At 66.8% G+C, this 21,604-nt stretch carries 21 protein-coding genes; 15 read left to right on the top strand and 6 right to left on the bottom strand.

Translation table 11 applies throughout. The annotated features are described in order from the left end of the window. The first annotated feature begins 38 nt into the window (after positions 1-38). The 7 genes from ssd to ACX80V_RS15250 all read left to right on the top strand — a co-directional run bounded on the left by ssd (position 39) and on the right by ACX80V_RS15250 (position 5,444). On the top strand, positions 39-1,280 hold the full coding sequence (ssd, locus tag ACX80V_RS15280; protein ID WP_485843864.1) for a septum site-determining protein Ssd: 1,242 nt from the start codon (positions 39-41) through the stop codon (positions 1,278-1,280). Between the two features lie 26 nt (positions 1,281-1,306). Next, positions 1,307-2,530 (top strand): TadA family conjugal transfer-associated ATPase, encoded by a 1,224-nt coding sequence (locus ACX80V_RS15275; RefSeq protein ID WP_485843964.1) that lies wholly within the window; start codon positions 1,307-1,309, stop codon positions 2,528-2,530. After that, the gene (locus ACX80V_RS15270; protein ID WP_485843863.1) at positions 2,527-3,408 is read left to right on the top strand and encodes a type II secretion system F family protein; all 882 of its coding nucleotides are present in this window, start codon (positions 2,527-2,529) and stop codon (positions 3,406-3,408) included. The genes ACX80V_RS15275 and ACX80V_RS15270 overlap by 4 nt, the downstream gene beginning before the upstream one ends. Beyond that, the gene (locus ACX80V_RS15265; RefSeq protein ID WP_485843862.1) at positions 3,405-4,013 is read left to right on the top strand and encodes a type II secretion system F family protein; all 609 of its coding nucleotides are present in this window, start codon (positions 3,405-3,407) and stop codon (positions 4,011-4,013) included. The genes ACX80V_RS15270 and ACX80V_RS15265 overlap by 4 nt, the downstream gene beginning before the upstream one ends. A 173-nt stretch (positions 4,014-4,186) precedes the next feature. Next, a complete protein-coding gene (locus ACX80V_RS15260) occupies positions 4,187-4,549 on the top strand; it encodes a DUF4244 domain-containing protein (protein WP_485843861.1) in 363 nt (120 codons plus the stop codon). 71 nt (positions 4,550-4,620) lie between these two features. After that, positions 4,621-5,088, top strand: a complete 468-nt coding sequence (locus ACX80V_RS15255) for a TadE family type IV pilus minor pilin (RefSeq protein WP_485843860.1) — start codon at positions 4,621-4,623, stop codon at positions 5,086-5,088. After that, positions 5,085-5,444, top strand: coding sequence for an Rv3654c family TadE-like protein (locus ACX80V_RS15250; protein WP_485843859.1), 360 nt, complete (start codon positions 5,085-5,087; stop codon positions 5,442-5,444). The genes ACX80V_RS15255 and ACX80V_RS15250 overlap by 4 nt, the downstream gene beginning before the upstream one ends. Here ACX80V_RS15250 and ACX80V_RS15245 read toward each other — a convergent pair. Together ACX80V_RS15245 and ACX80V_RS15240 are read right to left on the bottom strand one after the other, a co-directional pair. After that, complete coding sequence (locus tag ACX80V_RS15245; RefSeq protein WP_485843858.1) at positions 5,417-7,846, bottom strand: DEAD/DEAH box helicase; 2,430 nt, start codon at positions 7,844-7,846, stop codon at positions 5,417-5,419. The genes ACX80V_RS15250 and ACX80V_RS15245 overlap by 28 nt on opposite strands. Positions 7,847-7,873: 27 nt before the next feature. Next, the gene (locus ACX80V_RS15240) at positions 7,874-8,566 is read right to left on the bottom strand and encodes a GNAT family N-acetyltransferase (RefSeq protein WP_485843857.1); all 693 of its coding nucleotides are present in this window, start codon (positions 8,564-8,566) and stop codon (positions 7,874-7,876) included. A gap of 95 nt (positions 8,567-8,661) precedes the next feature. On the opposite strand from ACX80V_RS15240, the gene ACX80V_RS15235 reads away from it, so the two are divergent. After that, positions 8,662-9,120, top strand: a complete 459-nt coding sequence (locus ACX80V_RS15235; RefSeq protein WP_485843856.1) for a hypothetical protein — start codon at positions 8,662-8,664, stop codon at positions 9,118-9,120. Positions 9,121-9,171: 51 nt separating this feature from the next. Next, entirely contained in the window at positions 9,172-10,065 is an 894-nt protein-coding gene (gene trhO / locus ACX80V_RS15230) for an oxygen-dependent tRNA uridine(34) hydroxylase TrhO (protein WP_485843855.1), read from the top strand. Between the two features lie 13 nt (positions 10,066-10,078). On the opposite strand, the gene ACX80V_RS15225 is transcribed toward trhO, so the two are convergent. Together ACX80V_RS15225 and ACX80V_RS15220 are read right to left on the bottom strand one after the other, a co-directional pair. Next, on the bottom strand, positions 10,079-10,672 hold the full coding sequence (locus tag ACX80V_RS15225; protein WP_485843854.1) for a DUF6023 family protein: 594 nt from the start codon (positions 10,670-10,672) through the stop codon (positions 10,079-10,081). Positions 10,673-10,740: 68 nt separating this feature from the next. Beyond that, positions 10,741-11,178: a DUF6023 family protein gene (locus tag ACX80V_RS15220; RefSeq protein WP_485843853.1), complete on the bottom strand. Its 438-nt coding sequence runs from the start codon at positions 11,176-11,178 to the stop codon at positions 10,741-10,743. Positions 11,179-11,318: 140 nt separating this feature from the next. On the opposite strand from ACX80V_RS15220, the gene ACX80V_RS15215 reads away from it, so the two are divergent. From ACX80V_RS15215 to proC, 6 genes are all read left to right on the top strand, one after another. After that, on the top strand, positions 11,319-12,110 hold the full coding sequence (locus tag ACX80V_RS15215; protein ID WP_485843852.1) for a MerR family transcriptional regulator: 792 nt from the start codon (positions 11,319-11,321) through the stop codon (positions 12,108-12,110). Between the two features lie 39 nt (positions 12,111-12,149). Next, positions 12,150-13,865, top strand: coding sequence for a DUF7059 domain-containing protein (locus ACX80V_RS15210; protein WP_485843851.1), 1,716 nt, complete (start codon positions 12,150-12,152; stop codon positions 13,863-13,865). 156 nt (positions 13,866-14,021) lie between these two features. Further along, the gene (gene topA, locus ACX80V_RS15205) at positions 14,022-16,751 is read left to right on the top strand and encodes a type I DNA topoisomerase (protein ID WP_485843850.1); all 2,730 of its coding nucleotides are present in this window, start codon (positions 14,022-14,024) and stop codon (positions 16,749-16,751) included. 47 nt (positions 16,752-16,798) lie between these two features. Further along, positions 16,799-17,251: an SseB family protein gene (locus ACX80V_RS15200; RefSeq protein WP_248758737.1), complete on the top strand. Its 453-nt coding sequence runs from the start codon at positions 16,799-16,801 to the stop codon at positions 17,249-17,251. A 52-nt stretch (positions 17,252-17,303) separates the two neighbouring features. Further along, the gene (locus ACX80V_RS15195) at positions 17,304-18,308 is read left to right on the top strand and encodes a Ppx/GppA phosphatase family protein (protein WP_485843849.1); all 1,005 of its coding nucleotides are present in this window, start codon (positions 17,304-17,306) and stop codon (positions 18,306-18,308) included. Positions 18,309-18,583: 275 nt separating this feature from the next. Further along, positions 18,584-19,417: a pyrroline-5-carboxylate reductase gene (gene proC / locus ACX80V_RS15190; RefSeq protein WP_485843848.1), complete on the top strand. Its 834-nt coding sequence runs from the start codon at positions 18,584-18,586 to the stop codon at positions 19,415-19,417. Between the two features lie 13 nt (positions 19,418-19,430). On the opposite strand, the gene ACX80V_RS15185 is transcribed toward proC, so the two are convergent. Both ACX80V_RS15185 and ACX80V_RS15180 read right to left on the bottom strand, forming a co-directional pair. Beyond that, positions 19,431-20,117 (bottom strand): potassium channel family protein, encoded by a 687-nt coding sequence (locus tag ACX80V_RS15185; protein ID WP_058931335.1) that lies wholly within the window; start codon positions 20,115-20,117, stop codon positions 19,431-19,433. Continuing rightward, complete coding sequence (locus ACX80V_RS15180) at positions 20,110-21,543, bottom strand: TrkH family potassium uptake protein (protein WP_485843847.1); 1,434 nt, start codon at positions 21,541-21,543, stop codon at positions 20,110-20,112. Before ACX80V_RS15180 ends, ACX80V_RS15185 begins: the two co-directional genes overlap by 8 nt. Between the last annotated feature and the right edge of the window lie 61 nt (positions 21,544-21,604).

Genomic DNA, 21,604 nt, shown 5'->3' with positions numbered 1-21,604 from the left:
CCTGTTTCTCCCCCTTGAGTTCGGTGGAGAGTTGCTGCATGAGCAGGCACCAGCTATCGCCACCCCCTTCCGAGCGGCCTTCCGCCCAGCTGTCCCGTGCCCGGCCCTCCCCTCCCCAAGGATCTGAATCCGGTGGTTCCCAGGCCAGTGATTCCAGGTCCGGTGGATCCACGTCCCGTGCGCCTGCCTCGGGACGGGCCGCGGGAGCCTGGCTGCCGGACCCCGCTGGTGCCGAGGTTCTCCTGGTCACCGGCTACGACTTTCTGCAGGGCGAAGTGGAGCGCATTGTGGCTGCCGCCGGCGGCCAGCTGCGGGTGGTGGCGGACGTGGCTGATGCCGCGAAGTACTGGGACGCCGCGGCCGCAGTATTGGTGGGGAGCGATGTCCGCGAGCTGCCGCCGCGGCGGCGGGCCCCTGCCGTGTTGGTGGGCCTGAACGGGGAGGGGGACAGTCTCTGGCACCTGGCCACAGCCCTCGGAGCGGAGCGGGTGGCGGTGCTTCCGGATGCCGCGGCCTGGCTGGCAGAGTACCTGAGCCGGTCGCGGTCACCCGAAGCGGGAGGGCTCGTCCTCGGGATAACAGGGGGCTGCGGCGGTGCCGGTGCCACCACCGCGGCAATCTGGATCGCCCAGGCGGCGGCCGGGCTGGGTGTGCGCGTGTTGCTGGTTGATGGCGACCCGTGGGGTGGTGGCCTGGAACTGGCACTGGCGGCTGAGGAGACGCCGGGTCTGCGCTGGCCTGACCTGTCCGACGCCAGCGGAAGCATCGATCCCGAGCAGCTGGCCGACTCACTGCCGGTCGCCGGCGGGTTTTCCTTCCTCTCCTGGCCCGGCAGCCGCGACCGCCAGGCACCGGTGGATGCCGCCACCACAGGTGGCGTACTGGATGCGGCCCGGCGGGGCTATGAACTGGTGGTGGTGGACATCGGCCGGGGCGCCGAACCCGTGCGCATGTTTGCCTGGGACTGCGACCGCATCCTCGTGGTTGTTCCGGCGCAGCTGAAGGCCGCGGTAGCCACGGCCCGGCTGCTGCACGAACTTCCGCCGGTCGAGGCGGCCCTCCTCGTCCGGGGCAAGGCTGGTGCCGCGCTGGACGCCGGACTGATTGCGGACGCCGTCGGGCTGCCGGTCCAGGGCCGGGTTCCGGAGCTGCGCGGCGTTACGGCTGCCGGGGAAAACGGCAGGCTCCTTGACGTGGGCAAACGACGGAGTGTCAGGCATTTCGCCGCCTCAGTGCTCGATCTGCTGGACGGCGACATCCCTGTCGGAGACCTGCCGTGAGCGCGCAGCGGCCCGTCCCGCCCCCGTTGCCCCAGGACCAGCGGACGGGGGCACGCCGTCGGCAGGACCGCGTCCTGGATCCGCGCTTTCTGGATTCGGCGCTGTTGGAAACGGTCCGTGAGTCAGTCATGGCCGACGCCGGACCTGTCACCCCGTCCCGGGTTGCCGCCGCCGTCCAGGCCACCGGCCGGCTGCTGGGGACTGCCGGCTCCCTTGCCGCCGTGGAACGGATCAGCGCCGAGCTGAACGGGCTCGGCCCACTCCAGGAACTGACGCGGGACGTGCACGTCACCGACATCTTCGTCAACGCCCCGGACTCGGTCTGGATCGACCGGGGTCGGGGCCTCGAACCGGCTGGGGTTTCGTTTTCCGGCGAGGCACAGGTGCGGGCCTTGGCATCGCGGCTGGTGGCCGCCGGCGGCAGGCGGCTGGACGACGGGTCCCCGTGCGTTGATGTCAGGCTTGAGGGCGGATACCGTGTCCACGCAGTCCTGCCGCCGATTTCCACCGCCGGCACCTTGTTGAGCGTCCGGATCCGGCGGGATCAGGTCTTCTCCATGGACGAACTCCGTGCCGGCGGCATGTTCGGCAGCGTTGTCCAGGAGGTCCTTGAACGGGTTGTTGAGCAGCGGCTGAGTTTCCTGATCAGCGGGGCCACGGGTTCCGGAAAGACCACGTTGCTGTCCACCCTGCTGGGGCTGTGCTCCCCGGCGGAACGGCTGGTCCTGATCGAGGATGCGTCCGAACTGAACCCCGTCCATCCGCACATCGTGTCGCTGGAGTCCCGTCACGGAAACCTCGAAGGCGGCGGCGAAGTGGATCTCGGCGAACTCGTCCGGCAGGCACTGCGGATGCGGCCGGACCGGCTGGTGGTGGGGGAATGCCGTGGTGCCGAGGTGCGGGAACTCCTGACCGCCATGAACACAGGCCACACCGGCGGGGGAGGGACCATCCATGCGAACGCTGCCACCGCTGTCCCGGCCCGCCTGACAGCTTTGGGAGCTCTGGCAGGCATGGGCCAGGACGCGGTCCGGCTGCAGGCAGCCAGCGCCTTGGACGTTGTGGTCCACGTGGAGCGGTCCGGCCACGGCCGGCACGTGGCCTGCGTTGGCGTGGTGCAGGACGGTCCCGGCGGACTGACCGTGGTTCCGGCCTTGGAGACCAGGCGAGGCCAGCTCTGTACCGGTCCTGCTTGGGAAGCGCTGAGCTTGCGCCTGGAGCTGTCCCTCGAGGCGGGTGCCGCCGCATGACACTTGTTCTGGCCGTGGTCCTCGTGCTGGCGGTCGTGCTGCTCTTCAGCCCGCCCGGCGGTGCCACAGGCCGTTTCCGGCGGGCCGTGGGGAGTGCAGGACCAGGCTTCGCCTCTCGGGTTCACGGCGGGGCTGGTGGCAGCAGGACGGGCGGCTCGTGGCGCAAGTTGCTCCGTGCCGGACCGGAACGGAATGACCTGTCACTGACCCTTGTGGTGCAGCAGCTTGCTGCGCTGCTGAAGGGCGGCCGCACTCCGGCACGGCTATGGGATGAACTGTGTCTGGTCCACGGCGGCCGTCCGGAGCCAGATTCCGCAACTACGGGCGCAGGTTCACGCGAATCGCAGGACCTTGGCGGAAGGGCGGAACCAATCCGCGGGTCAGCGGCCGGGCGCACCGGTCCGAGCCTCAGCACAGGCTCTCTGGTGATGCTTGGCGCCGTCCGGGCAGCAGCGTTCCGGGGCGCACCCGTGTCTGAGGCGATCCGGAAGGCCGCGCTTGCGGAGTATTCGCGCGCCGACGGCAGGGAGTCACGGATCTGGTGCGAGCTGGCCGCCTGCTTTGACATCGCCGAAGCCAGTGGCTGTCCACTGGCGGATGTCCTGGCGAGGTTTGCGGCCCAATTGGAAGTGGAAGACGACGCCGAGGCCGCACGGCAAACAGCGCTCGCCGGGCCCAAGGCCACGGTCGGTCTCCTGACGTGGCTCCCGCTGATGGGACTGGGCCTGGGAATAGCGTTGGGCGTGGATCCCTTGGCCATCCTGATCGGGACCCCGCTGGGGCTGGCGGCCCTCGCAGCGGGTGTGGGCCTCACCATCGCCGGAAGAATCTGGTCCGCCCGCCTGGTCGGTGCTGCCGCCGGGGCCGGTGTGCCATGACGGACATTCTTGTGCCGGGGCTTGCCTTGGCCGTTGTTCTGGCTGCTGCCGCCTGCCTTGCCCTTTCGCAGCCAAGCCGGGTCCGAAAGCGACTGCTCAGACTGCGAGGGGACGTGGGCGCCGGGCCGCATGGGGCCGATGAAGCACTCACTCAAGGCGGCCGCCTTCACGGATTGCGTGACACGGCCATGATGCTTGAGCTCGTGGCCGCGATGCTGGACGCGGGGTCTGGCATTGGCCGGTCCCTGGAACTCGTCGCGGCCTCGGCCTCCACGGACTACGGCAAGGCGCTGCGTCCGGTGGTGTCTGCGCTCGCCATCGGAGCCGACTGGGAAACAGCCTGGCGCAGTTCCGAAGTCCGTCTTCCGGAAATCCTGGAACTGCGTGACGCCCTGGGATTCGCCGCCCTGACCGGAGCGCCGTCGTCGGCCATCCTTTACGCACAGGCCGCGAGGTTGCGCCGGGAAAGATTCCGCGCCGCGGAGAAACGGGCGGCCTCGCTCGGCGTGAAGCTGGTCATTCCGCTGGGCCTGTGCTCGCTCCCGGCCTTCATCTGCCTGGGCGTAGTCCCGGTCCTGCTGGCACTGGTGCCGTCCGGGTCCTGACCGCGGGATTTGGCCTACTGTCCATTACTCCACACCCCGTCCCGTCCTCCACAATCCGCTCAAAGCGGCGCTTATCCACTTACGGGATGTTTGCACTTACCGAGATCTGCGGAGCCGGGAAGAGTCGAAATCAGCCGGCAACTCGGCCGGAGCACAGAAGGGAAACCGTCACCATGACCATCATCCGAAACAGCCTTTCCGCCGCCCCTGCACCGGAGCTCAGCACGGGAGTTGCGGGTACCCCCGCATGGGACTCCGTAGTACTTGCCAATGCAGGACTGGGCGCTTGTACCTGCCAACGGGAGGAGGCCCCGGAGGCCGTTGGCAACGTCGTGGAGCTTTACCCCGGTGCCAGAGAGGCGAAAAAGCGCCGGCCCCGGCTCACAGCTTCAGAGGCCGGAATGGCGACGGCCGAATACGCCATCGCCACCCTTGCCGCGGTTGGCTTCGCCGGACTTCTCGTCTTCATTCTCCGCAGCGACGAAGTGCGCGGATTCCTGTTGAACCTCATCCGCACGGCGCTGGCCTTGCCATGAGTCTGCCGCCGGCAGAGCTGCCACGGGCTGATGACCGGAGCAGCCGCTGTGGCCGCTGCCGGAACCAGGGCGTGGAAAGCCGCGGGGCGCTGGGACCGGCGGCGGCGTTACGTCGCCGGTTCCGTCGCCGGCGCCGTGGGCCGGGGAATGCCCACGGCGCCGTGACGGCGGAGTTCGCGGTAGCGCTGCCGGCAGTACTGTTGCTCCTCGCATTGCTCTTAGCGGGAGCCTCCGCGGGCGTCACGCAGCTCAGGCTCGAGGAGGCGGCGCGGGCCGGCGCCAGGGCGCTGGCCCGTGGCGAGGACCCGGCCGCAGTGCAGGGGATCGTCAGGACCTTCGCGGGGACGTCTGCAACGGCGTCCGTTGGGACTGAAGGTGAGTGGCTCAGCGTTACGGTGGCCGACGGTGTGGGCGGGCCGCTGGGGGCAACTGTGCCCTGGACGCTCACGGCCAAGGCCACCACGCGGAGCGAAACGCCGGCTGCCGCGGCCAATCCGGGGTTGGAGCCGGTCGGGGCCCCGGAGGAGGCGCCGTTGTGAACAGGCAATTCCGGGACAACCCGGAGCGCGGTTCGGGAACGGTCCTCGCAGCGGGACTGGCGCTGGTTGTGATCATGGCGATGGCCCTGATGCTGTTGTTCGCACAGTCGGCGGTGATGGCCAGCAGGGCAGCGGCAGCGGCGGACCTCGCTGCCCTTGCCGCGGCCGATGCCCTGCGCGGGATCACGTCCGGAGACCCCTGCACGGTGGCCGCCGAGGTAGCAGCCCGCCATGAGGCGGCACTCGTCAGCTGTAGGGAAGGGGCCGGTCAGACCGTCAGGGTCCGAACGGAGCTGAAGGCACGGACACTGGTTGGCGCCGCCACGGGTCAGGCTCGGGCTGGGCCGCCGCCCTGAGCGGCTGTGGTGCTGAACGGCTCCGTGCTGGCCGGGAATTCCGCACCGCGGAGAGGCATTTCGCGCGCGTCTTTGAGGAGGATGTCGATGAGCGTGACGGCGGCAGCCTTGTCCAGCGGATTGTTCTTGTTCCCGCATTTGGGGGACTGGACGCAGGACGGGCAGCCCGACTCGCACTCACACGCCTTGATGGCGTCGCGCGTCGCGGAGAGCCACACCTTTGCCTTGTCGAAGCCGCGTTCGGCAAAGCCGGCACCGCCGGGGTGCCCGTCGTACACAAAGATGGTGGGCACGCCGGTGTCGGCGTGGATTGCGGTGGATACTCCGCCGATGTCCCAGCGGTCGCTGGAGGCCACGAGCGGCAGCAGGCCGATCGCTGCGTGTTCGGCGGCGTGCAGGGCCCCCGGGAACTGCGCCTCGATGAGCCCGGCGCCCGTCAGCGAACGGTTCTCCACCACAAACCAGACGGCCTTCGTGAACAGGTCCCGGGCGCCCAACTCCAGCGGCTCCTCGCCCAGGATTTCGTTTGAAATCAAGGCCTTGCGCTGAAAGGAAACCACCTGTGTTGTCACTTTCACATCGCCGAAGTGAACGGCGATATCGCCCCAGTGCTCGGTCCGGAGTGTTTCGAGCACTTCGATCTGGGTCACGTCCCGGGCCGTTGTGTAGTAGTCGGGGTTGGCGCGCCGGACCACCACGCAGTGGTCGTCTTCGTTCAGGTCCTCCACCACATAGCTGTCGCCCTGGTGCACGTAGATGGCACCTGTGTGCGCCTGGTAGTGCGTCTGGGGCGAATCCATGGTCCCGAGCAGGGACCCGGTGTCGGCGTCAACGATGCTTACCGGTCCGCCTCCGTCGGCGCGAAGGTTCACCATGGTCGCAGCGCTCTGGGAGTGCGTCCAGAACCAGCCCGCCGGCCGGCGGCGCAAATAGCCCTGCGCCACGAGCTGCCCCAACAGCTTCTCTGCCGTGCCGCCGAACAGGCCCAGCTCAGCCACGCCCAACGGAAGCTCCGCGGCGGCGGCACAAAGATGGGGCCCCAGCACGTAGGGATTGGAGGGATCAAAGACGGTGGCCTCCACCGACACGTCGAAAATCGCCTCGGGATGGTTCACCAGGTAGGTGTCAAGCGGATCATCGCTGGCCACAAACGCGGCAATCGCATCCTGGCCCGCGCGCCCTGCCCGGCCGATCTGCTGGAACAGCGACGCCCTGGTGCCTGGCCAGCCCGCGACCAGGACGGCATCCAGCCCGGAAATGTCGATGCCCAGTTCAAGGGCGGACGTGCTGGAGACACCCAGGAGCTCGCCGGAGCGGAGTGCCTTTTCCAGGGCCCGGCGTTCTTCCGGAAGGTAGCCGGAACGGTAGGCGGCCACGCGTTGGGGAAGACTGGGGTCCACTTCGTCCAGAAGGCGCTTGGTGATCGAAGCGATTGTCTCCGCTCCGCGGCGGGACTTGATGAAGGCGATGGTCCGGATGCGGGACGAGACCAGGTTCGCCAGCAGATCGGCCGTTTCAGCAACGGCGGTGCGGCGTTCCCTGGCGCCGTTCTCGCCCTTGACGTCGGTCAGGGCAGGCTCCCAGAAAGCCACCGTAGTGGAACCGTGCGGCGAGCAGTCCTCGGCAACGGCCCGGACCGGCGCCCCGATCAGGCGGCCGAACGATGTGCCTGGCTCAGAAGCCGTGGCTGACGCGGCGATGAACACCGGACCGGGATGGGCCGTCCCGGCACCGTAGTACTCGCAGATGCGGCGCAGCCGGCGCATCAGGTTGGCCACGTGCGAGCCGAACACGCCGCGGTAGCTGTGCGCCTCATCAACAATCACGTACCGCAGCCGCCGGAAGAAGCTGGCCCACCAGGCGTGATTGGGGAGGATGCCGAAGTGGAGCATGTCCGGATTCGCCAGGATGAAGTTGGCGTGGTCCCGGATCCACCGGCGGGACGCGGGGTCGGTATCGCCGTCGTACGTCTCGGCCCGTACGGTGGGCAGATTCAGGGAACGGATGGCTGCGAGCTGGTCGGCAGCGAGTGCCTTCGTGGGGGAGAGATAGAGCGTCACGGCGCCGTCGTCGTGGATCTTTCCCGGTTCGGACAGGACGCGCAGTTCGGAGCGGTGGATGGCATCAAGCGCCGGCAGTTGGTAGGCCAGGGACTTGCCGGAGGCGGTGCCGGTGGCGATGACCACGTGCTCGCCGCCGTGGGCCAGGTTGGCGGCCTGGATCTGGTGCCGGTAGGGCTCGTGGATGCCCAGGGAGCCGTAAGCGCCCACCAGATCCGGGTGTGCCCACGTTGGCCACGGTTCGTGGACTGCCTGCCGGGCTGGGATGGTGCGGACATGACGCAGCTGTTCCGGGTCCGGGCCTCGGCCCAGCAATGGAATCAGGGAGTCATGGGGGTTCACCCCAACATTCTTTCACCCGGGGAAAAATCACCCCACGGAAAGGTCAGCACCCTCATCGGAGGTGGACAACAAAAGCACGCGGCAAACAGTGGACCATCCCAGGTGGGAGTACAGCTTCTGGCCGTCGATGGAGGCCAGCAGCAGGCCGTTCTCCACATCCGGTCCGATGGCCTGCGCCGCAAGGGCCTTCATGATGAAGCTGCCCAGGCCGCGACGCTGGAACGCGGGTTGGACAACAATCTTGTCGAACACCGCTGTCTCGCCCACTACAAACACCCTGCCGCTCGCCGCCACCGTGTCACCCGATCGGACCACCGCGTGGTGGACGCCGTCAAGTTCGGAGGTGACCAGGTTCAGGTCGTCGTCGGAGAGCCAGGGATCCTCCGTGTCCTGGGTGGCCATGTCCACAATCATCATGGCCTGCGATGCGGACGTGACGTTCAGCCCGTGTTTTGGGGCCAGCGCCGTGAAACGGGCAACGTCGTTGGTGAGGATGGTCAGGACCCTCGGCGGTGCCTCGGCAGTCTTCGCAGCCAGGGCCGCGAACTCGTCAGCGGAGGGGTCGTGGGCGAAGTATTCCCATTCCCCGGTGGTGTCGGCCCGCAGTGCGGCGGGGAATCGGCCCTCAACCGTTGTCTGGTAACCGCGGCAGCCGGCCCAGCCAGCTACCCAGACTTCAAGAAGGCGTGTGATGTCTTCAACCAAGGCGTCCGGACTCATGTCATGAGAGTATTCCAGCCCCGACACAAGCAACAGGGGTAGGGTGCCCCCGATGTGACTTGCTTATGCAATCGTGACAGGACAAGACTGACCGAATGCCCGCCGCCCAGGAACTGTCCAAGAACACCTTTCCGCTGTCCCTGCTGGTCTGCGTCGCCTTAATGGTGGCCATGGTGGGCGGCGCCAGGTATTGGGAGACGGCCACGGGCGTGGCTTACTGGGTCTGGCTTGCCTGCGGGCTCATCCCGCTGGTGGCCGGCGCACTGATCTACCGGAATTTGAAGCGCCCGCTGGACTTTTTGGGTTCGCGCTCCGAGCCCGAAGGAGCGCAACGGCCGGGACTTGGTGGGTTTCTTACTGCCGTGGTCCTGTTTGTGGTGCCGCGCCTCGTTGGTGACGGTGCGGCAGAACTCGCCCTCAACAATGGCGCTGATGCTTTCGCGGCCGCAGTGACGGCAACCGCGGTGCCCTTCGCCGTCGTCGTTCTGGGCTATCGGGCGGCCGAAACTGCCCTGAACAGGCGCGACGCCGCCATCGCCGCGAGGCAATCTTAGGCCTGGGCTGCCGGCGGGTCCGTTGCCCGGCAACCCAGTACCCTTAAATACGTGGCTTTGAACCGAATTGTGCTCTTTTACGGCTTTACCCCCATCGCTGATCCGGACGCGGTGCGGCTCTGGCAGCGTGCCCTGTGCGAAAAACTCGGGCTGACCGGACGCATCCTCCTTTCCAAGGACGGCATCAACGCCACGGTGGGCGGCGAAATCGGCGCCGTCAAGCAATATGTGAAGACCACGCGCGAATACAGAGGCTTCCACGGCATCGACGTGAAATGGTCCGACGGCGGCGCGGAGGACTTCCCGCGGCTGAGCGTTAAGGTCCGGGACGAGATCGTCTCCTTCGGCGCGCCAGGCGAACTCAAGGTGGATGAGCACGGCGTGGTGGGCGGCGGCACCCACCTCAAGCCCGAGGAACTCCATGAACTGGTGGAGGCCACGAAACAGGCCGGCGAGGACGTGGTGTTCTTCGACGGCCGCAACGCCTTCGAGGCCCAGATCGGCAAGTTCAAGGACGCGATCGTCCCTGACGTGGCCACCACCCACGATTTCATCAAGGAGCTCGACTCCGGCAAGTACGACGCCCTCAAGGACAAACCGGTGGTCACCTACTGCACCGGCGGCATCCGCTGCGAGGTGCTCTCCAGCCTGATGGTGAACCGCGGTTTCAAGCAGGTGTACCAGCTCGACGGCGGCATCGTCCGCTACGGCGAAACGTTCAAGGACCAGGGCCTCTGGGAAGGCTCGCTGTACGTGTTCGACAAACGCATGCACCTGGAATTTAGCGAGGACGCCAAGACCATCGGTGAGTGTGTCCGCTGTGCCGCGCCCACCAGCAAGTTCGAGAACTGCTCCAACCTGAGCTGCCGCACGCTGACCTTGTACTGCACCGAGTGTGCCGCCAGCCCGGAGACGCTACGCTGCCCCGAAGGCTGCGCGGCCTGACGGCTCGCACGGTTCAGAGCCGGGCCAGCCGGTAGGCGAAATTGGCGGGGGACGGCGCTTCGACCTGGAAATGCAGCACCGTTTCCTTGGACAGGTAGATCACGCTTTCGCGCCGTGATCCGCAGCGCAGGCTGAGGTCCACCATGGTGAATTCGTCATTGCGGACTTTGAAGTCGACGCGCCGCTGGCTCCGGCACACCAGCACCAGGACATAGGTTCCGGCGGGGAGGGGCGCCGTCGCGTCCGTTCGGACCTCCTCCGCGCGCAACAGGCCGAATGTCCTGTGCGCCACCTGCAGGCCGGGCCCCACCTGGGACTCCGTCAGCCAGGCCTCCATTTCAGCCTCGCTGACGGGATCGTTCCGCCACAGCTCAGCGCGTGGCCCCGGCTCGGTCACCTCCGGCGCGGCCGGGACCTCGGTGGGCCGCCACCCTTCGTCGTACGTGTATTCACATCCGGCGAGCGCAGTTCCGGCAACGAGTGCGCCCGCCGTCCAGAGTACGACGGCGGCCCTCACCCGGGTGCGCACGGAGACTGACCGGGACGGGCAAGTGCCCGGACGAAGTACCGCCCTGCGGGGCGGCGGCGCCCCCTGGCTTGCGGGCATACTCCGACTCTATGCCCGGCACGGACCCCAATCCAGAGCCTCAAGGAAGTGAGGGAAAGCCGGGTCAACTAACCCGCTGTTACCAGCTGGTAGGCGTAGATCAGCGGCGCATCGACGCTGGAGGCGCTGAGCTCCAGCGGTCCGGATTCCGGGAGCGTGATCTTGATGGACTCCGGCGCGCCGTGGCAGGCCGCCCCGAGGTCGGCGAGTTCCTTGCCGCCGGACCGCACTGCGAGGAAGGCCTTGCCGCCGCCTTCGCAGACGAGTGTCAGCGTGTACTTGCCTGCCGGCACGTTCTCCGTATGGTCAATGGGCTGGGCGTTGAGAATCCTGCCGGAATCCTCGGCAACAATGCCGCTGGCCGACGGCATCGCCGTGGCTTTCCAGGCCGGCACATCCGCGTTCTCCACCGAAAGCTGCTGCGCGCAGCCGGCGACGCCCAGGAGGACAGCTGCTGCAGCCACAGCAGAGAGGGCGCGCGGCAGGGAGGAAGGAAATGGAACCATGCTTCCAACTTACCCGGCCCTATCTGCGCTCCGTGATTCAGACCCCTTGACCTTGACGCTACGTCAACATTTATCGTTGAACCATCAGCCGGACCAGAACGTCCGGACCATCCCGCAAACAGACCAGGAAGGAGGAACGCATGGACTGGTCCATCCAGGACATCGCCCGGATCGCAGGCACCACCAGCAGGACGCTGCGGCACTATGACGACATCGGCCTGCTCAAGCCCAGCCGCACCGGCCACAACGGTTACCGCTACTACAACCAGGCGGCGCTGGTGCAGCTCCAGCGCATCCTGCTCCTGCGCGGGCTGGGGCTGGGCTTGCCGGTGATCAGCCAGGTGCTCGACGACGAAGCGGACGCAGCGAAGGCGCTCACCGGGCATCTCGAATGGCTGAAGCAGGAACAGGACAGGCTGGCGCGGCAGATCGCGTCGGTCACCCAAACCATCGAAGCAGTGAAAGGAGGTGGCGAAATCATGGCAGAAGACATGTTCAACGGTTTCGACCACACGCAGTACAAGGACGAAGTGGAGGAACGCTGGGGCAAGGACGCCTACGCGAAGGGGGATTCGTGGTGGCGCGGCATGAGCGCCGACGAGAAGGCCGCGTGGAAGCAGCGCTCGCAGCAGCTGGGCGCGGACTGGATCGCCGCCGCCACGGCGGGTATCGCACCGGACAGCGCGGAGGCCCAGGACATCGCGAGGCGGCACGTGGAATGGCTGACCGGCATCCCGGGCACGCCGGCGTCGGACGCCCGCGGCAAAGGTGACGGGAAGAGCGGCACCGGCAAGGGTGACGTCCAGGCATACGTGACCGCGCTCGGCGAAATGTACGTTGCTGACCCCCGGTTCGCGAAGAACTACGGCGGCGCGGAGGGTGCAGGCTTCGTCCGGGACGCCCTGAAGATCTACGCGGCGGAGAACCTGTAGCCCGTCAGGAGGAAGCGTGCCCGCCAATAGACTTGGGCGGTGACTGATTCCACGCTTTTCCTGGCCGGCAACACCCCAGATGCCCCGCGCAGCGACCTCCCCGGGCTGCTGGCGGCGCTCGCCGCGGACCTGCGCCGGGTGGACTACACGCTTGACGGCGTGGCCGGGCTCCTGGGCGAGTCGGCCTACCGCGCGCTGAACCGGGACCAGATCATCCCGGCGCTGCTGGCCACCGAAAGCGCCGCAGAGAGTGACGGAGTGAACGGTGAGAAGACGAGGGCGGCGCTCGCCGCCGTCGTGCGTCTCTGGCTCCTGGCGGAACCGCAGACGCGGGAAACGCTCGACGCCGCCCTGCCGGGAGTACGGGCCGACGGCCTGGTCGAGCTGGGGCTGCTCGAGCCCGTGCCCGGCCCAGATCGGCGTGGCACCGATCAGCCCGGCACTGATCAGCCGGCGCAGGACTTGCTGCAGGCGAAAGCGGATCTGCGGCCGTACGGCTGGGACGCCAATGAGGACGGCAGCGGGGGCGCCGAGCTCTGGGTGGCCAGCGACCTCGCCGCGCACCAGCAGGCCGGCATGCTCCGGCACGACCATGTGCTGGGGATCGGGCAGGCGTCCACCACGCTGGTGCAGACCACCGTCCGACGCCACGTCGCCAAGGCACTGGACCTGGGCACGGGCTGCGGCATCCAGTCCTTCCACCTCCTGCACCATGCCGAGCACGTGACGGTAACGGACATCTCAACACGGGCGCTGGCCTTCACCCGGTTTAACCTCCTCCTTAATGCCGAGGCCCTGCACCTGGACCCGGAACACCTGGAGGACCGGGTGAGCCTTCGGCTGGGGTCGCTCCTGGAGCCCGTGGCCGGTGAGGAATTCGAACTGGTGGTGTCCAACCCGCCGTTCGTCATCACCCCGCGGACCCTGGGCGAGCACGCGTCCGGGCAGTTCACCTACCGCGACGGCGGCCTGCCCGGCGACGATGTTGTGTCCTCGCTCGTGGTGGCGCTGCCCGGTGCCCTGGCCCCCGGCGGCACCGCTCAGATGCTGGGCAACTGGGAAATCCCCGCCGGGACGGAATGGTATGAGCGGCCCAAGAGCTGGATCGGTCCGGACGCGGATGCCTGGTTCATCCAGCGGGAGCAGGTGGGCCCGGAGCAGTACGCCGAAACCTGGCTGCAGGACGCGTCCGAATCCCGCGACCGGAAGCATTACCGGGACGCCTACGCCGACTACCTGGCGGACTTCGCGTCCCGGAACGTGGCGGGGGTCGGCTTCGGGATGATCTGGCTGCGCCGGCCGACGGCGGGACGACCCGCCGCCTCCATTAGCCGTTTCGAGGAAATCACGTACCCCATTGAGCAGCCCATCGGGCCTCACCTGGGCGCCGCCGTCGAGCGTTCCGACTGGCTGGCCGCCAACAGCCTGGCGGACGCGCACCTGCTCGTGGCGGACGACGTCACGGAGGAGCGCCATCAGCGCCCCGGCGCCGAGCACCCCGGCGTGATCCTGCTGCGCCAGGGTGCGGGCCTGCGCCGGACCAATCTGCTCAGCACCGAACTCGCCGGATTTGTCTCCGCGTGCGACGGTGACCTCTCCGTCGGCCAGATCATCGGAGCCCTTGCCGCGCTGCTCGGCGGGAGCCTCGCCGGGGAGGACGGGTTCGACGGCGACGCGTTCCGGACCGGGCTGCTCGACGACGTCGCGAACCTGGTCAGCGACGGTTTCCTGGTTCCTTCCGAGCCTGCTGAATAGCGGTTTGGCGGGCCCCGGAACACCCCAAATCGGTGTCCCGGATGTGCCTGATGAGTCAACGGGTTTTCCACATGAATGCGCACTATTGTCCAAAATATGGTGAACTAGGCCAATATGGGCTCATCTGCCCGCGCAACCTTTTTCTGTAGGAGCACCGTGCCAAGCAAGGCCAAAACAGGCAAGAAACTCGTGATTGTGGAGTCTCCGGCCAAGAGCAAGACCATCGCCAAGTACCTCGGCGAGGGCTTCATCGTAGAGGCCTCCATTGGTCACATCCGCGACCTGCCGCAGCCGTCTGAGCTTCCTGCAGAACTGAAGAAAACCTCGGTGGGCAAGTTCGCCGTCGACATCGAAAACGACTTCAAACCGTATTACGTGGTGTCCGCGGACAAGCGGAAAAAGGTCACCGAGCTGAAGGCCGCGCTCAAGGATGCCGACGCCCTCTATCTCGCAACCGATGGGGACCGCGAGGGCGAGGCCATCGCGTGGCACCTGCTGGAAGTGCTCAAGCCCAAGGTCCCGGTGTACCGGATGACGTTCGGTGAAATCACCAAGGAAGCCATCCACCGCGCCATGGACAACCTGCGCGATGTTGATACGGCCCTGGTGGACGCGCAGGAAACCCGCCGCGTCCTGGACCGCCTCTACGGCTACGAGATTTCCCCCGTGCTGTGGCGCAAGGTGGCCCGCGGTCTGTCCGCCGGCCGCGTCCAGTCCGTGGTCACGCGCATGGTGGTGGACCGTGAACGCGAACGCATGGCCTTCAAGGCCGCCTCGTACTGGGACCTCACGGGCCAGTTCGGCGCCGGCTCCGGTTCGTTCAAGGCCAAGCTCGCTGCCGTTGACGGGGCCAAGGTGGCCAGCGGCCGCGACTTCAACGACGACGGCGTCCTTACCTCGCGCAATGCGGCGCACCTCAACGAGGAACTCGCCACCTCGCTGGCCGCCGGTCTCCAGGATGCGGACTTCCGTGTCCGGTCCGTGGACACCAAGCCGTACACGCGCCGTCCGGCCGCGCCGTTCACCACCTCCACGCTGCAGCAGGAGGCTGGCCGCAAGCTCCGCTTCTCCTCAAAGAGCACCATGCAGGTGGCCCAGCGGCTGTACGAAAACGGCTACATCACTTATATGCGTACCGACTCCTCGGCGCTGAGCGACGAAGCCGTCACGGCCGCCCGCCGCCAGGCCTCCGAGCTGTACGGCCCGGAGTACATCCCGGCGTCGCCCCGCGTGTACACCAGCAAGGCTGCAAATGCGCAGGAAGCCCACGAGGCTATCCGCCCCGCCGGTGACTCCTTCCGCACGCCGGCGCAGGTGGCCAAGCAGCTCTCCGGCGACGAGTTCCGCCTGTACGAACTGATCTGGAAGCGCACCGTCGCATCCCAGATGGGTGACGCCAAGGGCTCGACGGCGACCATCCGCCTGGGTGCCGTGGCCACCGATGGCCGGGACGCTGAGTTCTCCGCCTCCGGTACCGTCATCACCTTTCCGGGCTTCCTGGCCGCCTATGAAGAAGGCAAGGACGAAAGCCGCGGGGACGACGACTCCGACGAAGCCCGGCGGCTGCCGAACGTGGCCAAGGACGATGCCCTCACGGCGTCGGACATTGTGGCCGTGGGCCACGAGACCTCGCCGCCTCCGCGCTTCACCGAAGCTTCGCTGACCGCCGAGCTGGAGAAGAAGGGCATCGGCCGACCGTCAACCTATGCCTCCACCATTTCCACCATCCAGGACCGCGGCTACGTCCGGAAGCAGGGTTCGGCGCTGGTGCCCAGCTGGATCGCCTTCTCGGTGATCCGCCTGCTCGAGCAGCACTTCACGGACTATGTGGACTACGAGTTCACGGCGGACATGGAAGGCGACCTGGACAAGATCGCCAACGGCCAGGCCGTTGGGTCCGCCTGGCTCAAGCACTTCTACTACGGTGAAGATTCCGATCCGGGCCTGCTCAGCATCGTGAACAACCTGGGCGAGATCGACGCCCGGGAAATCAACTCCATTCCCATCACGGATGAGATCACGCTGCGGGTGGGCAAATTCGGCCCGTACCTGGAAAGCTCCGCTGCCACGGTGGACGCCAAGACCGGCGAAATCGTGGAGAACTCCCGCGCCAACGTCCCCGAGGACCTGGCGCCGGACGAACTGACGGCGGCGAAGGCCATCGAACTGATGGAAACGGCTGCGCCGGAAGAACGCGTACTCGGCGACGACCCCCACACCGGGCACAGCGTTGTCGCCAAGAACGGCCGCTACGGCGCGTACGTCACCGAAGTCATCCCGGAGATGACCGAGGAACAGCTGGCCAACCAGCCCGTGGAGTACTACAAGAACGGCAAGCCGAAGCCGCCGAAGAAGCCCGTCAAGGCCAAGCCGCGCACCGGTTCGCTGTTCGCGTCCATGACCGTGGATTCCGTGACCCTGGACGAAGCGCTGCAGCTGATGAGCCTGCCCCGCGCCCTGGGTGAGGACGCCGAAGGCAACCTCATCACGGTGCAGAACGGCCGCTTCGGCCCGTATCTGAAGAAGGGCACGGACTCCCGCTCCATCGGCAGCGAAGAGGAAATCTTCACCATCACGCTGGAGCAGGCGCTGGAGATCTACTCGCAGCCCAAGCAGCGCGGGGCCCGGGCCGCGGTGGCGCCGCTGGCCGAGTTCGGACCGGACCCGGTTTCCGAGAAGAACATCGTGGTCAAGGAAGGCCGCTTCGGCCCGTACATCACCGACGGCATCACCAACATCACCGTCCCGCGGTCCACGTCCCTGGAGGAACTGACCCGCGAACAGGCCGTTGAACTCCTCGCCGAGAAGCGGGCTAAGGGTCCGGTCAAGCGCGCCACAACGGCCCGCAAGGCCCCGGCCAAGAAGAAGGCACCCGCCAAGAAGTAAGTACGGACGGAATTGCGCCGGGCTCTCCAACGTGGTCGAGTAGATACATGACTGAACAGCCCGGCACAGCCGATCTCACGCCGCTCAACGACCTCGAAGAGAAGCTCGCCCTGGGCGGCCAGCCCGAGGGCAGCCCGGTGGACGTCATCCTGTCCTTCCTCAACAGCGAGGTCTACGTCATCAGCACCGACGGCATCGAGGGGGAGGATTCCCAGGTGGAGCCGCTGGTATTGGCGAACGCCGACGGCGAGCCCGTCCTTGCGGTGTTCTCGCACCCCAGCCGCGTTGACGAGCAGTATCTTGAGGCGGCCCCGAACGTCCTGGGGACCCAGGGTGCAGCCATCATCGCCAACATTGGCGAGGAATTGGGCATGGTGATCAACCCCGGCGCTGCGTACGGGTTTGAGATCAACCCGGAGGGCGTCGCCAACATCAAGCGCGACTTCAAGCGGGCGGATGAGCTTCCCGATGGCGCACCCGAGGACGCCTCCGCGAACTGACATCTTCAGTGCAGGTTGTGAGTGAGGGCCCGGGCGGGGGAATAATGGCAGGATGCGGCTAGGCGTCCTTGATATCGGGTCAAACACTGTCCACCTTCTCCTGGTGGATGCCCACCCTGGCGCGCGTCCGGTGCCTTTCGCGTCGCACAAACGGCCCATATCCCTGGTCCAATACCTGGATACCGACGGCAACATCACAGACGAAGGGCAGCACGAGCTGACCGAATTCGTCCTTGAAGCCTGGGAGTTTGCCGCCAGGCACAAAGCGGACGACCTGCTGGCTTTCTGTACGTCGGCCATCCGTGAAGCCACTAACGGCCCTGCAGTGCTGGCCCGGGTCAAGCACGAAACCACTGTCACCCTGCAGGAACTGACCGGCAGCGAAGAAGCCTCCATGACCTTCTTCGCCGTCCGCCGATGGTACGGCTGGGGTGCGGGACCGGTCCTGAACCTGGACATCGGCGGCGGCTCCTTCGAAATGGCCTTCGGGCAGGACGAACTGCCCGAAGTGGCCACTTCGGTGCCGCTGGGCGCCAGCCGCCTGACCCGCGACTGGCTGGCTGAGGACCCGCCTTCCGCCAAGAGCGTCAAAGAGCTGCGCCGCTACATCCGGGCCACCCTCGCCCCGGCGGTCAGGCAGTTCGACGGCCTGGGCCGCGCCAACGTTGTGGCAGGAACCTCCAAGACCTTCCGGTCGCTCGCCAGGGTCGCCGGAGCAGCCCCGAGCGCCGCGGGGCCCTACGTGAAGCGCACACTTAACGCCACGGATCTGGGCGTGTGGGCGCAGCGCATTTCAGCCATGAAGTCCGAGGACCGGCTTTTTCTGCCGGGCGTGTCAGAGGCCCGCGCGCACCAGCTGCTCGCCGGGGCTCTGGTGGCCGAGGCTGCCTTGGAAATGTTCAAGTTCAAGAAGATCAGGATCTGCCCGTGGGCGCTGCGTGAAGGGCTGATCCTGCGCCGGCTCGACCAGCTGGTCTTCGCCGGCCCGCTGGATCCGGCCCCGCATATCATGGAGCCCGCCGCGGCACGCCAGACGATCGAGGCTTCACCCGCCTGAGCCCGCCTGAAAACAGCGTTAACGCGAAAGCGCCGGCGTCCGCAGCAGGAAAATGGGGGAAAACCTGCTGCAAACCACCGGCGCCTCGGGCAAACATCCCCATGCTTGCCGCATCACTCGCACCCTCAATGAGGTAATAACTACGTTAGGCGGCGAAGTTGTGTGCAAGCTGCAGCGAACATGGGAGTCCGCTGTGAATGCGTTTCGGGGGGTTCCCGCTTTTTCCGATTCGTTCCATTTCTGCAGCCGCCCACCCGAACTGCAATGATGGAAGCATGAGCAACCGAATCGCCTTCCTGGGCTGTGGATCCATGAACGAAGCCATCCTCGCCGGCCTCTTGGGCGGGGGAACCGACCCCGCCGACGTCGTGGCTACAGTCAGGCGTGCTGAACGCGCCGCGGAACTGGCCGTGCGTCACCACGGCATCACGGCCATCGCAGGCGAAGAGGAACCGGACAACAACAAGCAGGCGGCCAAGGGATCCGCCGTCGTAATCCTTGGCGTCAAACCGGTGGGCATCGTCGACCTGGCGCGCGAGATCAGCGGCTCCCTGTCCCCGAAGGCCATCGTTGTCAGCGTGGCCGCAGCCGTCTCTCTGGCGCAACTGGAAGCTGCCCTGCCTCCCGGACAGCCGGTGATCCGCAGCATGCCGAACACCCCTGCCAAGCTGGGCCGCGGCGTCGTGTCCGTCTCACCCGGAACCAACTGCACGCCGGAACAGCTCCAGACCGTCAAGGACATCCTTCGGGCCACTGGCACCGTGGTGGAGGTGCGCGAGGATCAGGTGGATGCGTTGTCGGCCATCAGCGGCTCGGGTCCCGCCTACGCGTTCTACCTGGCCGAGGCCATGGCAGCTGCCGGCGTCGAGCTGGGCCTGGATCCCGAGTTGTCGCTGCTCCTGGCGCGGGAGACGGTCGCAGGCGCGGGCTTTATGCTGGCCGAGCCGGGCGCCGATCCCTCGGCCCTGCGCAAGGGAGTGACCAGCCCCAACGGCACCACCGAACGGGCCATCGCCACCTTCGACGACCGGGGCATTCCGGCCATCATCGCCGCCGGCGCCCGCGCCGCAGCAGACCGCTCCGCAGAGATCACCAGGCAGCTCGGCTAGTCCCCACCCGCAATTACGGCCGGGCGGCAAACCGTTCCAGCAAGTCCACGTGCCCGGACACGATCAGCATGTCGCGGGCGGACACTTTGGTTTCAGGGCGGGCGTAGGTGAAGTCCTCGCCGGGCGATTTCACGCCCACGATGGTCACGCCGTACTTGGAGCGCACCTTGGACTCATCCAGCGTGAAGCCCACCGTCTCGCGCGGCGGATACATTTTTACGATGGCGAAGTCGTCGTCGAACTCGATGAAGTCCAGCATGCGGCCGGAGACCAGGTGCGCGGCGCGGACGCCGGCGTCCGCCTCGGGGTAGATCACGTGGTTCGCGCCGATGCGGGTGAGGATCTTGCCGTGCGACGGCGTGATGGCCTTGACCCAGAGGTGCTCGATGCCCAGGTCCACCAGGTTCACGGTGATCAGCACGGAGGACTCGATCGAGGTGCCCACGCCGCAAACGGCAGAGCTGAACTCTTGTGCACCGAGCTGGCGCAGCGCATCAATGTTGGTAGCGTCAGCCTCCACCACGTGGGTGAGGAGGGGTGCCCATTTCTGGACCAGGTTCCGGTCGCGCTCGATTGCGAGCACCTCACGGCCCTGTTTCACGAGCTGCTCGGCGGTGGACGAGCCGAAGCGGCCCAGCCCGATCACCAAGACCGGCGCGTTATGGGCGGGGCGGTTGGGGGCGCCTGAGGAATTAGCCAATGATGGGCCTCTCTTCCGGGTAGTGGAACAGCTGGCTGCGCTGGCGCAGTGCCAGCCCAGCGGCAAGGGTGACGGTGCCGACGCGGCCCGCGAACATCAGGGCCGTGAGGACATAAACGCCCGACGGCGGCAGCTCGGCGCTGAGGTTGGTGCTCAGCCCCACGGTGGCGAAGGCGGAAATGGTTTCGAACAGCACTCGGTCCAGGGACGCGCCGCTGATCTGCAGCAGCAGGAACGCCGAGACGGAGACCAGCGTGGCGCCGGCAACGATCACTGAGATAGCCACCCGCATGGTCCCCTGCGGGATGGTGCGGCCGTACACCTTGACATCGGAGTCGCCGCGGGCCTCCGCGACGATGGCGAGGAACATCACGGCGATGGTGGTCACCTTGATGCCGCCCGCCGTCGACGCCGAACCGCCGCCGGCGAACATGAGGGCGTCGGTGAGCAGCATGGTGGTGGATTCCATGTGGTTCTGGTCCACCAGGTTGAACCCGCCCGAGCGGGTCATGACGGAGGCAAAAAGCGAATGGGTGATCTTGTCGCCGAGGTCCATGTGGCCGATGGTCCGCACGTTGTCCCACTCCATCAGCGCCCACAGCACCGTGCCGGCGGCCAGCAGGATGAACGACACCTGGATGGTGAGCTTGGTGTGCAGGTTCCACTTTTTCCAGTTGAGCCCGTTCTGCTGGAGGACCATGACCACGGGAAAACCCAGGCTGCCCAGGAACACGCCGAGCATCAGCGGGATGAGGATCCAGAGATCGGTCTCGTAGGGAACAATGCCGTCCGAATGAGGCGTGAAGCCGGCGTTATTGAACGAGGAAATGGAGTAGAAGACTCCGTGCCACACCGACTGCCAGAAGGGCTCGCCCAGCGTCATGAACCGGGGGATCAGGGCCAGCGCCAGGACGCCCTCGATCACCACGGAGGTCACAATGACGATCCGCAGCAGCGTACCCACTTCACCGAGCCGGCCGGCGTTGTTCATGGCTTCCTGCGCGATCAGCTTGCCGCGGACGCCAAGCTTCTTGCTCACCATGAGGGCCAGCAGTGACGCGAGGGTCAGCGTTCCCAAACCGCCCACGAAGATGCCGATCAGGATGACGAGCTGGCCAAAGAATGACCAGTGCACCGCCGTCGAAACAACCGTCAGGCCTGTCACACAGACCGCGGACACCGCCGTGAACATTGCCTGGTGTATCGGAGTGGCTGTGCCGGTGGCGGAAGAGATGGGCAGTGAGAGGATGAACGTGAAGACCAGGCAGACCGCCCCGAAGGCGCTCAGGGCAAGCCGGGCGGGCGACGTATTGGCAATATCGTCAACGAAGTCGCGTACGCGGGTGAAGATCCAGAGACCTTCGCGCTCCGGTGCGGCGGGGTGCCAGCTGGCCGGGTTCCGGGGCCTCGTCTGGCGTTGCGTCATGGGGGGCTTTTCCTCGGTTGAAACTGTTTCCTCCAGTAGTAAACCACTAATGCCCGCGTAA

This window comes from Pseudarthrobacter arbutini, from assembly GCF_054510915.1.
The sequence above is the reverse complement of the archived record's forward strand: the minus strand, read 5'-3'. Positions and strand labels throughout refer to the sequence as shown.

Bases quoted from the DNA above. Each gene is read 5' to 3' on its own strand.
- ssd (WP_485843864.1), top strand. From the start codon at position 39: ATGAGCAGGCACCAGCTATCGCCACCCCCTTCCGAGCGGCCTTCCGCC.
- ACX80V_RS15270 (WP_485843863.1), top strand. From the start codon at position 2,527: ATGACACTTGTTCTGGCCGTGGTCCTCGTGCTGGCGGTCGTGCTGCTC.
- ACX80V_RS15265 (WP_485843862.1), top strand. From the start codon at position 3,405: ATGACGGACATTCTTGTGCCGGGGCTTGCCTTGGCCGTTGTTCTGGCT.
- ACX80V_RS15260 (WP_485843861.1), top strand. From the start codon at position 4,187: ATGACCATCATCCGAAACAGCCTTTCCGCCGCCCCTGCACCGGAGCTC.
- ACX80V_RS15240 (WP_485843857.1), bottom strand. From the start codon at position 8,566: ATGAGTCCGGACGCCTTGGTTGAAGACATCACACGCCTTCTTGAAGTC.
- ACX80V_RS15235 (WP_485843856.1), top strand. From the start codon at position 8,662: ATGCCCGCCGCCCAGGAACTGTCCAAGAACACCTTTCCGCTGTCCCTG.
- ACX80V_RS15225 (WP_485843854.1), bottom strand. From the start codon at position 10,672: ATGCCCGCAAGCCAGGGGGCGCCGCCGCCCCGCAGGGCGGTACTTCGT.
- ACX80V_RS15220 (WP_485843853.1), bottom strand. From the start codon at position 11,178: ATGGTTCCATTTCCTTCCTCCCTGCCGCGCGCCCTCTCTGCTGTGGCT.
- ACX80V_RS15215 (WP_485843852.1), top strand. From the start codon at position 11,319: ATGGACTGGTCCATCCAGGACATCGCCCGGATCGCAGGCACCACCAGC.
- ACX80V_RS15200 (WP_248758737.1), top strand. From the start codon at position 16,799: ATGACTGAACAGCCCGGCACAGCCGATCTCACGCCGCTCAACGACCTC.
- ACX80V_RS15195 (WP_485843849.1), top strand. From the start codon at position 17,304: ATGCGGCTAGGCGTCCTTGATATCGGGTCAAACACTGTCCACCTTCTC.
- proC (WP_485843848.1), top strand. From the start codon at position 18,584: ATGAGCAACCGAATCGCCTTCCTGGGCTGTGGATCCATGAACGAAGCC.
- ACX80V_RS15180 (WP_485843847.1), bottom strand. From the start codon at position 21,543: ATGACGCAACGCCAGACGAGGCCCCGGAACCCGGCCAGCTGGCACCCC.